The sequence below is a fragment of the Actinoplanes sp. NPDC051405 genome, assembly GCF_055586185.1.
The window spans coordinates 298826-311223 of record NZ_JBVJIR010000010.1 but is presented as its reverse complement, the minus strand read 5'-3'; the positions used below and the strand labels follow the sequence as shown (position 1 = coordinate 311223).

Annotated in this window: 7 protein-coding genes; 4 read left to right on the top strand and 3 right to left on the bottom strand. The window is 72.9% G+C overall.

Going from position 1 to position 12398, the window contains the following annotated elements; genetic code table 11:
• The first annotated feature begins 29 nt into the window (after nt 1–29).
• The 3 genes from ACZ6S4_RS23055 to purE are packed head-to-tail and all read left to right on the top strand — an operon-like array spanning nt 30 to nt 3736.
• Entirely contained in the window at nt 30–2018 is a 1989-nt protein-coding gene (locus tag ACZ6S4_RS23055; protein ID WP_465476891.1) for a thioredoxin domain-containing protein, read from the top strand.
• Nucleotides 2019–2069: 51 nt separating this feature from the next.
• Nucleotides 2070–3242, top strand: coding sequence for a 5-(carboxyamino)imidazole ribonucleotide synthase (locus tag ACZ6S4_RS23050; RefSeq protein ID WP_465476890.1), 1173 nt, complete (start codon nt 2070–2072; stop codon nt 3240–3242).
• On the top strand, nt 3239–3736 hold the full coding sequence (gene purE / locus ACZ6S4_RS23045; protein ID WP_433725198.1) for a 5-(carboxyamino)imidazole ribonucleotide mutase: 498 nt from the start codon (nt 3239–3241) through the stop codon (nt 3734–3736). Before ACZ6S4_RS23050 ends, purE begins: the two co-directional genes overlap by 4 nt.
• Before the next feature lie 5 nt (nt 3737–3741).
• Here the strand turns inward: purE and ACZ6S4_RS23040 are convergent, their stop codons facing one another.
• From ACZ6S4_RS23040 to ACZ6S4_RS23030, 3 genes are all read right to left on the bottom strand, one after another.
• The gene (locus ACZ6S4_RS23040) at nt 3742–4308 is read right to left on the bottom strand and encodes a Uma2 family endonuclease (protein ID WP_465476889.1); all 567 of its coding nucleotides are present in this window, start codon (nt 4306–4308) and stop codon (nt 3742–3744) included.
• Nucleotides 4309–4329: 21 nt separating this feature from the next.
• On the bottom strand, nt 4330–9417 hold the full coding sequence (locus tag ACZ6S4_RS23035; RefSeq protein WP_465476888.1) for an SCO7613 C-terminal domain-containing membrane protein: 5088 nt from the start codon (nt 9415–9417) through the stop codon (nt 4330–4332).
• 167 nt (nt 9418–9584) lie between these two features.
• Complete coding sequence (locus ACZ6S4_RS23030) at nt 9585–11024, bottom strand: UDP-glucose dehydrogenase family protein (RefSeq protein WP_465476887.1); 1440 nt, start codon at nt 11022–11024, stop codon at nt 9585–9587.
• 169 nt (nt 11025–11193) lie between these two features.
• Between ACZ6S4_RS23030 and ACZ6S4_RS23025 the strand changes: the two genes are divergently transcribed.
• Complete coding sequence (locus tag ACZ6S4_RS23025) at nt 11194–12348, top strand: acyl-CoA dehydrogenase family protein (protein WP_465476886.1); 1155 nt, start codon at nt 11194–11196, stop codon at nt 12346–12348.
• Nucleotides 12349–12398: the final 50 nt, after the last annotated feature.

Sequence of the window (12398 nt, the reverse complement as noted above, 5' to 3'; positions counted from 1 at the left end):
GGACGGCCCCACCGGGCTAGGTTGGCTGCATGGCCAACCGTCTCGCCGGCGCGACCTCGCCGTACCTGCTCCAGCACCAGGACAACCCCGTCGACTGGTGGCCCTGGTCCGACGAGGCGTTTGCCGAGGCCCGCCGGCGGGACGTGCCGGTGCTGATCTCGGTCGGCTACGCCGCCTGCCACTGGTGTCACGTGATGGCCCACGAGTCCTTCGAGGACGAGCGGGTCGCGCGCCTGGTCAACGACGGCTTCGTCGCGATCAAGGTGGACCGCGAGGAACGGCCCGACGTCGACGCCGTCTACATGACCGCCACCCAGGCCATGACCGGGCAGGGGGGCTGGCCGATGACGGTCTTCGCCACCCCGGCCGGCGAGCCGTTCTTCTGCGGCACGTACTTCCCCAAGGGCAACTTCACCCGGCTGCTCGACTCGGTCACCACCGCCTGGCGCGACCAGCGCGACGCGGTGATCACCCAGGGATCCGCGGTGGTCGAGGCGATCGGCGGCGCCCAGCTGACCGGCGGCGAGACCGCGCCGATCTCGGCGGAACTGCTGGACACGGCGGCGGACCTGCTGGCCGAGGACCACGACCGCTCGTACGGCGGGTTCGGCGGCGCCCCCAAGTTCCCGCCGCACATGAACCTGCAGTTCCTGCTCCGCCACCACCAGCGCACCGGCTCGGCCGGCGACCTGGAGATCGTCCGGCACACCGCGGAGCAGATGGCGCGAGGCGGCATCTACGACCAGCTCGCCGGCGGCTTTGCCCGCTATGCGGTGGACAACACGTGGACCGTGCCCCACTTCGAGAAGATGCTGTACGACAACGCGCTGCTGCTACGCGTCTACACCCAGCTGTGGCGGCTCACCGGCGACCAGTTCGCCCGGCGCGTCGCCGACGAGACGGCCGCGTTCCTGCTGCGCGACCTCGGCACCCCGGCCGGCGGGCTGGCGTCGGCCCTGGACGCGGACACGGACGGGACCGAGGGCCTGACGTACGCGTGGACGCCGGCGCAACTGATCGAGGCGCTGGGGGACGAGGACGGTGCCTGGGCGGCGGACCTGTTCCGGGTGACGACGAAGGGCACCTTCGAGCACGGCAGCAGCGTGCTGGTACTGGCCGGGGACATCGAGGCCGCGGTGCCTGAGCTTGTGGAGCGGTGGCACGACGTACGCGCGCGCCTGCTCACGGCCCGCAACCGGCGCCCGCAGCCGGCCCGCGACGACAAGGTCGTGGCCTCCTGGAACGGCCTGGCCGTGACCGCCCTGGCCGAGTATGCGCAGCTCACCGGCACGGACGGCACGCCGGCGATCGAACTCGCGACGGTGCTGGCGGAACGGCACATCGTGGACGGCCGGCTGCGCCGCGTCTCCCGCGACGGTGTGGTGGGCGAACCGGCCGGCGTGCTGGAGGACTACGGCTGCGTGGCGGAAGCGTTCTGCGCGATCCACCAGCTGACCGGCGACGGGGAATGGCTCAGCCGGGCCGGAGCGCTGCTGGACGTGGCTCTCGAGCACTTCCCGAGCGGGCAGGGCGGTTTCTACGACACGGCCGACGACGCGGAACGGCTGGTGACGCGGCCCGCGGACCCGACCGACAATGCGACGCCGTCGGGGCTGGCCGCGCTGTGTGCTGCGCTGGTGGCGTACGCGGCGCTGAGCGGCGAGACCCGCTACCGCGAGGCGGCGGACGCGGCGCTGGCGACGGTGGGGCCGCTGATCGGTGGGCATCCGCGGTTCGCCGGCTATTCGGCGACGGTGGCGGAGGCGGTGCTGGCCGGCCCGTACGAGATCGCGATCGCGACCACCGACCCGGCGGGGGATCCGCTGGTGACGGCGGCCCACCGGCATGCCCCGCCGGGGACGGTGGTGGTGGCCGGCGAGCCGGACCGCCCGGGGGTGCCGCTGCTGGCCGATCGGCCGCTGATCGACGGCAAGTCGACGGCGTACGTCTGCCGTGGGTTTGTCTGCGACCGCCCGGTGACAACTGTCGAGGACCTCGTCGCCCGCCTGTCCGCCTGAGTTCGGGCCGCTTGGCGGGCGTGGGCCGGGGCTCGTTAGGCTGGCGGCGAGATGGATACCCGAACCGGTCTGCCCGTAGTCGGCATGGTGGGCGGTGGCCAGCTGGCCCGGATGACCCACCAGGCCGCGATCGCCCTCGGCCAGTCGTTGCGCGTGCTCTCCGAGTCGCCCGACGACAGCGCCGCCCTTGTTGCCGCTGATGTGCGGATCGGCACGCATACCGATCTGGCCGCGCTGCGGGAGTTCGCCAAGGGATGTGACGCGGTCACCTTCGACCACGAGCACGTGCCCAACGAGCACATCGCCGCGCTCGCGGCCGAGGGCGTCAAGATCTACCCCGGCGCTGACGCGATCCGGTACGCGCAGGACAAGCGGCAGATGCGGGAACGGCTGTCGGCACTGGGTGCGCCGGTGCCGCGCTGGCGCCCGGTTGCCTCCGTCGAGGACATCACCGCTTTCGCCGCTTCCGCCGCCGGGCCGGCATCGTCCGGCGAGGGCTGGCCGGTCGTGGCCAAGGCCGTGCGGGGTGGCTACGACGGTCGTGGCGTCTGGATGCTGGACGATGCCGCGGCCGCCGCTGAGCTGGTCGCCACGGGCACCGAGCTGATCGTCGAGGAGCGGGTGCCGCTGCGCCGGGAGCTGGCCGCGCTGGTCGCCCGGTCGCCGTTCGGGCAGGTCGCGGCCTACCCCGTCGTCGAGACCGTGCAGCGGGACGGCATCTGCGTCGAGGTGCTCGCGCCCGCGCCGGGCCTGTCCGAGGAACTGGCCGTCGAGGCGCAACAGCTGGCCATCGACCTGGCCAACGCCCTCGGGGTGGTCGGCCTGCTGGCCGTCGAGCTGTTCGAGACCGAGTCCGGCATCGTCGTCAACGAGCTCGCCATGCGGCCGCACAACTCCGGCCACTGGACCATCGAAGGCGCGCGGACGTCGCAGTTCGAGCAGCACCTGCGGGCCGTGCTCGACTATCCGATGGGCGAGACCTCGCTGGCCGCGCCGGCCGTGGTGATGGCCAACGTGCTCGGCGGCGAGCCGGGCGGCATGTCCATCGACGAGCGCCTGCACCACCTGTTCGCCGCCGACCCGGGTGCCCGCGTGCACCTGTACGGCAAGCAGGTCCGCCCCGGCCGCAAGATCGGCCACGTCACCGTGCTGGGCGACGACATGACCGAGGTACGCGCCCGGGCCGTGCGCGCCGCCCGCTGGCTCCAGGAAGGCAAGGAATGACACCCGTCGTCGGCGTGATCATGGGCAGCGACTCGGACTGGTCGACGATGGAGGCGGCGGCGCTGGCCCTCGCCGAGTTCGAGGTGCCGTTCGAGGTCGGCGTCGTGTCGGCGCACCGCACAGTGCAGAAGATGGTCGACTACGCGACGTCAGCGGTCGACCGCGGCCTCAAGGTCATCATCACCGGTGCCGGTGGGGCGGCTCACCTGCCCGGCATGGTGGCGTCGATGACCCCGCTGCCTGTCATCGGCGTACCGGTGCCGCTGAAGTATCTGGACGGCATGGACTCGCTGCTGTCGATCGTGCAGATGCCGGCGGGCGTGCCCGTGGCGACGGTGTCGATCGGCGGTGCCCGGAACGCGGGGCTGCTGGCGGTCCGGATCCTGGCGGCGTCGGACCCGGTGCTGCTCAAGCGCATGCAGGCCTTCCAGACCAGCCTGGAGCAGGTCGTCGCGGAAAAAGACGAAGCGCTCCGTGCCCGCCTGCTCGGCTGAGCTCCTCAGCCGCCGATGCCGATACCGAGATCAGCAGGTGCCGTCTGCAAGAGCCAGGCGAGGGGCATCTTCGCGGCAACGTCATAACTGTTGTCCGCGCCGAGGGAGTACAGGGTGACGGTCTGCGCGGCATCGCGCTCGACCAACCAGTACCGGGGGATACCCGCCTGGGCGTATTCGCGGAGCTTGATCACTTCGTCGGTCGACTCCGAACCGGGCGATACGATCTCTACCACCAGCAGGAGGTCGGTAAGTGTCAGCCACACGCTTCGCGACTGGGCCTTACTCCATACCGTGAGGTCTGGGATCCTGCCGCCGGAACCGGTACTACCGGGAATGCGGATGCCGGCCGCCTGAAGGAGTTGTTCAGCGGGCCAGCCAGCCATGGCTAGCCATACGAGCACCCGACTGGCAATGGCGGCATGCTCGGAATCCGGCGGCCGCATTACCGACAAAGCTCCTTGAGGATTCAACTCATATCGATGGCCGTACTGGTCGGCAGCGTTCATGGCCGCTACGTCGTCGAGTGTGACGACGGCAGGGAAGTGCCTGCCAACGGCCTCTGCGCTCATGCCCGTCATCCTATCGGTGCCTCACCGCATGCGGACCAGGGCGCCGCGGAGGCGTTCCTGGGTTCGGCGGCGGTTCTCGTTTGTTGCGCCCAGGAAGAGCAGGGTCACGCCCACCGGGACCAGGACCAGCCACGGGCCGACCAGCGTCGTGGCGAAGTGGATCGCCGCGATCGCCGTGGCCGCCGCTCCTACCACCACCGGCGCCTGCTGTTGCAGGCGGGAGCCCACGATCAGGGTTGCCACCGCGCCCAGCAGGAGCAGCAGTTCGCGCAGGTCACCCGCGTCCGTGGCGATCACGATGCCGATCGTCGGCACGAAGGCCGCCAGCAGAGCCGGGCCGTACGCCGCCCAGCTGCTCAGGTCCGGACGCTGGCGGGCCTCGAGCACGCCCACCAGCAGTGCCAGCGCGGCGAACGGCAGCGTGTACGCCTCCGGGAGCGCCACGTCCGCGATCGCGATGAACAGCCAGATGCCGACGATCTCGAAGCCGACCGCCAGCCAGAACAGGTTGCGGCGCTGGTTCGGGGTGCGGCCTGGGCGGGTCGCCGTCAGGCCCAATACCGCGCCCCACGCCGCCAGCAGAGCCGCCAGGTGCGCCGGGGAGTTGAAGGCCAGCGCCCCCGCGAGCAGCGCTGACGCGTAGCCGCTCCACTCGACCGTGGTTGCCTCGCGGCGGTACTCGGGCAGACCCAGGCGGGGCAGCAGGGCCTCCAGCACCAGCAGCACCGCGCCCACCGCCAGCACGCCGAACGCCGCCCACGGCGGGGTCAGCCCGGCCACCAGGGCGACCGTCAGCACGAACATCTGGCCCATCACCGCGGCGAACAGCCAGCCCAGGATGCGGGCGTGCTGGCTGCGGCCGCCGATCGCGCCGATCAGGCCGACGATGATGGCCATGCCCAGGGTGAACAGCGTCATCTGGCGTTGGGCGAGGCTGCCGGCCAGGCCGGCCCCGCCGGCCAGCAGGCCGATGACGAAGACGATGTTGCGGGTCGTGCGCAGCAGCGCGGCCCGGGTGGCGATCGGCGGCGGGGTCAGCGCCAGCCCCAGCATGGAGATGGTGAAGACGATCAGCGCGGCCGTCGTCGACGCCGGCCAGCGGACATCCAGCGCGATCGGTGCGATCAGCAGGGTGATGGCCAAGCCGGGCAGGATCACCGGTACGGCCTCGGCCGGCTTGCCGCCGAAGCCCAGCGCGGCGAGCGCCGCCGCGATCGTCAGCAGCACGGCGGCGAGCACGCTGGTGCCGTCGACGTTTCCGGAGACCGGGTTGGACAGGGCAGCGACGGGCCCGTCCCAGATGGCGCCGAGCTGCTGCAACGGGTCGATCAGGGACGCGCGCAGCGCCGGGGCGATGGAGAACAGCGCCAGGATCGTCGGCAGCGCCGCGACGACCACCGCACCGGTCGCCGGGTCGACGAGCCAGCGTCCCCTCAGCCCGCTCGGCCGGATCGTGGTCCAGCGGGGGCGCACGTAGCCGCCCTCGCCCCAGTGGCGGTTCGGGGCGACGGTGAGGCCCGGTGCCGGGATGGCGCCGCGCAGCAGCTCCGCGACGACGCCGAGCAGGGCCGCCGCGGCTGCGTACAGGGCCGTGGGGTAGTCGCTGGGGACCGAGGCGAGCGCGGTGATCGTGGCCCCGCCGACCAGGCCGACCGTGGCCCAGGGCAGGTACTGCGGAATCCAGCGGCCGGCCATCGCCAGCAGGGCGAGCGCGAGGCTGGAGCCGGCCAGTGCGGCGGTCAGCACGACCTGGGCGGTGTTGCCGTTCTCCGCGGCCACCGCGGCGAGCACGCCGGGTGCGGCGAGCAGGGCGGCCGCGGTGCCGGCCCCACCGATCTGGGCGCGGTGCCGGGGCATGCCGGTGTCGTCGAGGGCGAGGTTGAGCACCTGGTCGCCGTCGGCCGTCCCGGCCCACTCGCGGTGCGCGCACGGCGTCACGTCGGCCCGCGACATCCAGGCGACCAGGATGCCGGTCAGCATGATCAGGCCCAGGGCGATCGCGGTGGACCAGGGCCGCACCAGGCCGGCCCCGGCCGCGTGCAGCGCGACCACGGCGGCGACGCCGGCCCGGTCGATCGCGGCGCGCGGGTCCGTCGCGGCGACGGCGGCGATCCCGTACGCCAGAGTGACCGCCCCGCCGATCAGCAGCGGCGACCACCACGGCAGTCCGAACGCGGCCGGCGCGCCGATCGTGGCCAGCGCGACGCAGACCGAGCTCACGTCGTATTTGGCCGGGCGGGGGAGCGCGGCGGACGCGGCCACCGCGGCGATCAGCAGTGCGACCGGAGCTTGCCAGGCACCCTGCGGCGGCGTCGTCGAGTAGGCGGTGACGTCGGAGGCCCAGATCGGGCCCGGCGCCGCGATGATGCGCAGGCCACTGGCCAGGGCCTGCCAGCCGGCGATCGCGACCACGGCCAGGCCGGCGACCGCGACGCCGCGAACCGGGCCGCGGCGCCAGTCCTCGGGCAGGGCGCGGACACCGAACGCCACGATGAGCACCACAAAGGCGGCGACGACGAGCGGGGCCTGCGGGAAGGCCAGCGCGGCGACCCGGGCGAGCGCGCCGCAGATGGCCACCGTGGCCGCGCCGGCGGCGATGTCCGGTCCGTCGACCATCCGGTCGGCGCGGCGGCCGTTGTCCAGCGACTTGGCGAAGAACAGCAGGAGCGCGGCGGCCAGCAGCAGCGCGCCGACCCAGATGTCGGGGGCGGTGGCCCCGGGCGACAGCAGGGCGGCCAGGGCCATGGCGACCGCGCCCGCCCCGGCGCCGACGGTCAGCGGCAGGCTGATCTCGCGGCGGGCGACCTGGAAGACGGCGGCGTAGGTCAGCGTGCCGGCCACGGCGAGGAAACCCATCGCCAGCGCGGGCACGGTGACGCTCTCGGTGGGCGGCGGACCGCCACCGGGGTCGCGGGTGGCCAGCACGGCGGTCACCACGGCACCCGGGATGGCCAGCGCCGCCGCCCCCGAGGCCCAGTCACCGACGAGCCACGCGTACAGGCGTACCGGGATCTGCCGGGCCGCGACCGCGACCATCACGCCCGCGCCGGCCAGCGCGGTCAGCACCGCGGCCGTGAGCCACGACGCGCTCAGCGCGGCGGCGGCGCCGAACAGGCCCACGACCCCGGCCGCCGCGATGTGCGCGATGGCGACCCGGCGGGTCGGCGCGAGCAGACCGGCCCCGCCGAGCCCGATGGCCGCTAGCACCAGCGGCCAGGGGGCCTCTGACCAGGGCAGACTCAGGGAGGCGGGCACGGCCAGGGCGGTCAGCGCGACGCCGGCCACCGCGCCTTCGTGGCGGTACTCGGTCGGCAGGGCGAGGGCGGCGGCGATGGTCAGCAGCAGGGCACTGAACGCGAGCAGCCAGCCGGACTGGCCGGCCGCGTCGGCCAGCCGGCCCGCGTAGGCGGCGGTGTCCGCGTTCCACACCGGGCGGGCGGCCTGCACCGGCGCGATCGCCGCGCGCAACGCGTCCACGGCGACGAACAGGCCGATGAGCGTGAGGGCGGCGGCCGAGGCGTACTGCGGGCCGCGCCGGACCTCGTCGGGCACCATCCGGACGACGGCGCCGGTCATCGCCACGGCGGCCGCGGCGATCGCCAGGGTCCAGGCCGGGGAGGCCACGGCGGCGATCCGCGCGCAGGCCGCGATCACCGCAAGGGCGAGCACGCCGCCGGCGATGTTGCGGGCCAGCAGCTTGCCGACGAGCTGGGCGGCGGCCGACACCGTCACGGCGGCCAGGATCAGGATCAGCCCGGAACGGACCGCGTCGGGCACGGCATCCGCGCTGAGCAGGGCTGCGCCCGCGTACAGCAGGGCGCCCGCCGCCGCGACGCAGAGCAGGCCGAAGGTGAGGCCGCGCAGCCAGCCCGCCGAGGGCGGGGTGGCGGGCGGCGCGAGCGGGACGGAGCCGGCGGGCGGGGCACCGGCCGGGCGCGGGCCGGGGAAGATCCGGGTCGGCAGCCACTTCCAGCGGCGCCGGCCGGTCAGCCCGTCGATGATCAGGTCAGGCTCTTCCGGCAGTGACTCCGGGCGCACCGGCGCGCCGGCCTCGTAGGAAGCCGGATCGGCCGGGTCGGCGTCGCGGGCGGCGAAGTCCGCCGCGCCGATGTCGCGCGCGTCGGCCTCGGCCAGGCTCTCCCGGTCGGCGGCGACCGGGCGGCCGATCGGCCAGCGCGGCAGCAGCCGGCCCTCACGGATCACGGTGGTCAGCAGCAGCAGGTCGACCAGCGCGACCGCGCTGAGCGCCATGGCCCAGCCGGCCGGGCTCTCGATCACCGGATAGGCCAGCAGCGGCGGCACCGGCTGCACCGCCACGACGGTCGCGTAGCGCGGTGCCGCGAGACGGGTCATCCCCGCGTACACGAAGGAGGCGACCGCGGTGATGAGCAGCGTCACCCCGAGGAAGACCGGGGCCGGGACCGCGGTGCCGCCGAGCGCACTGCTGCCGTGCAGCGCGAACAGGGTCATCGGCAGCAGCACCAGGCCGACCGCCGCCAGGGTCTCGGCGGTGGACGTGAGGCCGCGGCGGGAGACGCCCGGGGCGACGCCCAGCGCGATGACGGTGAAGATGGCCAGGATGACGGCGCGGCCGACCGCGTTGGTGGCCGCACCCGCGAAGACGATGGCGGCGATGCCGAGCACGAGCGCGCTGAGCGCGAGCAGGATGTTCTGCACCGACTGCGAGGAGGTCTCGGGCGCGTGGCCGTGCGGCGGCTCCGGCTCGGGCGGCAGCGGGGCGACCCGGCGGCGGCGCGGCGGCGGGGGCGGCGCCGGCGACTCGGTCGGCGGCGGGTCGTCGACCAGCGTGGTCACGCCGTCGGTGGCCGCGCCGGGCGGCCCCGTGTAGGGAGTGCCGGGCTCGGCCCAGGACGGCGGCCCGTCGATCGGCGGGCGGCGGCGCACCTTGCGAGCGGGCTTCGCGGCGCGCTTCTTCTGCTGGTTGGCGTGGGCGAGGATGTCGCGCTGGAACTGCGCCGCCTGGATCTTGCTGGCGATCTGCGTGCGTTCCTTGGCGGCGGCCATGTCACGGATCTTGAGATCCGCGATCGAGGCCTCGATGCGGGCGAGCTCCTCGTCGTAGCCGTCCGGCTCCTTAGCCTGCGCCACCGGCACCTCCTCGACCCGTCCACCGAAGCAACCGACACCTCATTAGAACAGTCTCAGGCAGGTCGAGATCAATGGAAACGGCCGCGAACCCGACAGGTTCGCGGCCGTCGACCCAATTCGGTCGGTCTCAACCTCGGTTTTGCACGGGTTTTCCGCCGCGGGTCGGCTCAGAGGGTCGGTGCGGGCCGTCCCATGCCCCGGTACGCCCAGCCCGCGCGGGCCCAGAGCACCGCGTCCAGGCAGTTCCGGCCGTCGATGACCCGCTTGCCGGCGACCAGCTCGCCGAGCACGTGCGGGTCGGCGTTGCGGAACTCGGCCCACTCAGTGAGAACGCACACCAGCTCGGCGCCGGCGACCGCGTCGGCCATCGAGCTCTCGTAGGTGAGGGCCGGCTGGGCCAGGCGCGCGTTCTCCGTGCCCTGCGGGTCGTAGACGCGGACGTCGGCGCCCGCCTTGGCCAGCGCGGCCGCCACAGCCAGCGACGGCGCGTCGCGGACGTCGTCGGAGTTGGGCTTGAAGGCGGCGCCGAGCACGGCGATCCGGGTGCCGGACAGGTCCGGGCCGGCCGGGCCGGAACGGCGGTCGAGCAGCTCGGCGGCCAGCTGGAGCACCTTGCTGCGGCGGCGCTGGTTGATCAGGTCGACCTCGTGCAGGAAGCGCAGGGCCTCGCCGGCGCCGAGTTCCTGGGCGCGGGCCTGGAACGCGCGGATGTCCTTGGGCAGGCAGCCGCCGCCGAAGCCGACGCCGGCCTGCAGGAAGCGGTTGCCGATGCGCGGGTCGTAGCCGATGGCCCGGGCCAGCTGGGTGACGTCTCCGCCGGCGACCTCGCAGACCTCGGCCATCGCGTTGATGAAGCTGATCTTGGTGGCCAGGAACGCGTTCGCGGCGACCTTGACCAGCTCGGCGGTGGCGAAGTCGGTGACCACCAGGGGCACCTCACGGTCCTCGGTGGCGGCCAGGTCGAAGACGCCCTTGTGCGCGGCGTACAGCATGCCGTTGGCCCACTCGGACTTGACGCCGACGACGATGCGGTTGGGCCGCAGCACGTCCTCGACGGCGAAGCCCTCCTGCAGGAACTCCGGCGACCAGGCCACCTCGATGCCCAGCTCCGGGTCGGTGTGCTTGGCGACCAGCTGCTCGATCCACTCGGCGGTGCCGACCGGGACGGTGGACTTGCCGACGATCAGCACCCGGCGGGTCAGGTGCCGGGCGAGATTGGTCACCGACGTCTCGACGTACGACAGGTCGGCGCCCATGCCGTCACCGCGCTGCGGGGTGCCGACGCAGATGAAGTGCACGTCGGCGAAGGCGGCGACCTCCTCGTACGAGGTGGTGAAGCTGAGCCGGCCCGAGGCCAGGTTGGTGCGCAGCAGCTCGTCGAGACCGGCCTCGTGGAACGGCACCTGCCCGGCGGCGAGCTTGGCGATCTTGGCCTCGTCGACGTCGAAACCGAGGACCTCGTAGCCGAGCTCGGCGAAACAGATGGCGTACGTCGCGCCGAGGTACCCGGTGCCGAGGAAGGCCAGCCGGGGGCGGGCTGCGCCGGAGGACGGCTCGACCTCGGCGAACGCGGGCACGGCCGGGTGGGTCGGGTACGGGATGGTCACGGGGGGAAACTCCACTCACATGGGGCGCAGGAGGGGGACCCGCGCCGAAACGTGGCATTCACCTTCTCATGGCACCGCTACCACGATCAGCGCGCCGTCCGGAAGGATAGTGCGCGTACCCTACGCGTCGGTAACATAGGCCGGAGCCGCAGAGGAGAGGGCCACAAGCATGCCTGATTTCGACGTATACCAGCTGCCGGAGGACCACGAGACCATCCGCGCGGCCGTCCGCGAGGTCTGCGACGCCCGGGTGGCGCCCAACGCGGCCGAGGCGGACGAGAGCGGCGAGTTCCCGAAGGCCTCGTACGAAGCCCTGCGGTCGTCGGACTTCCACGCCCCGCACATCCCGGCCGAGTACGGCGGTGCCGGCGCGGACGCCCTGGCCACCGCGATCGTGATCGAGGAGGTCGCCCGGGCCTGCGCCAGCTCGTCGCTGATCCCGGCGGTGAACAAGCTCGGCACGATGCCGCTGATCCTGGCCGGCTCGGCGGCGCTGAAGGAGCGCTACCTGACCCCGGTCGCGGCGGGCGAGGCCATGTTCTCGTACTGCCTGTCGGAGCCGGAAGCGGGCAGCGACGCGGCCTCCATGTCGACCCGCGCGGTCCGCGACGGCGACTACTGGGTCCTCAACGGCGTGAAGCGCTGGATCACCAACGCCGGCGTCTCGGAGTACTACACGGTCTTCGCGGTCACCGATGCGAGCGCCCGCTCCCGCGGCATCTCGGCGTTCGTGGTGGAGAAGTCCGACGAGGGCGTCAGCTTCGGCGCCCCGGAGAAGAAACTCGGCATCAAGGGCAGCCCGACCCGCGAGGTCTACTTCGACAACGTGCGGATCCCGCTGGACCGGATGATCGGCGACGAGGGCACCGGCTTCGCGACGGCGATGAAAACCCTGGACCACACCCGCGTGACGATCGCGGCCCAGGCGGTGGGCATCGCGCAGGGCGCGCTGGACTTCGCCAAGGGGTACGTGAAGGAGCGCAAGCAGTTCGGCAAGGCGGTGGCCGGCTTCCAGGGCATCCAGTTCATGCTGGCCGACATGGGCATGAAGCTGGAGGCGGCGCGCCAGCTCACGTACGTGGCGGCGGGCAAGAGCGAGCGCGGCGACGCGGATCTGACCTACTTCGGCGCGGCGGCGAAGTGTTTCGCCTCGGACGCGGCGATGGAGATCACGACGGACGCGGTCCAGCTGCTCGGCGGGTACGGCTACACGCGCGACTACCCGGTGGAACGCATGATGCGCGACGCCAAGATCACCCAGATCTACGAGGGCACGAACCAGGTCCAGCGCATCGTCATGGCCCGCCAGCTCCTCAAGGACTGAAACCGCGTTCTCCGGCTGCCCTTACTTACATTTCCTCGCGGAAGTGTAAG

Bases quoted from the DNA above. Each gene is read 5' to 3' on its own strand.
- ACZ6S4_RS23055 (WP_465476891.1), top strand. From the start codon at position 30: ATGGCCAACCGTCTCGCCGGCGCGACCTCGCCGTACCTGCTCCAGCAC.
- ACZ6S4_RS23050 (WP_465476890.1), top strand. From the start codon at position 2,070: ATGGATACCCGAACCGGTCTGCCCGTAGTCGGCATGGTGGGCGGTGGC.
- purE (WP_433725198.1), top strand. From the start codon at position 3,239: ATGACACCCGTCGTCGGCGTGATCATGGGCAGCGACTCGGACTGGTCG.
- ACZ6S4_RS23040 (WP_465476889.1), bottom strand. From the start codon at position 4,308: ATGAGCGCAGAGGCCGTTGGCAGGCACTTCCCTGCCGTCGTCACACTC.
- ACZ6S4_RS23025 (WP_465476886.1), top strand. From the start codon at position 11,194: ATGCCTGATTTCGACGTATACCAGCTGCCGGAGGACCACGAGACCATC.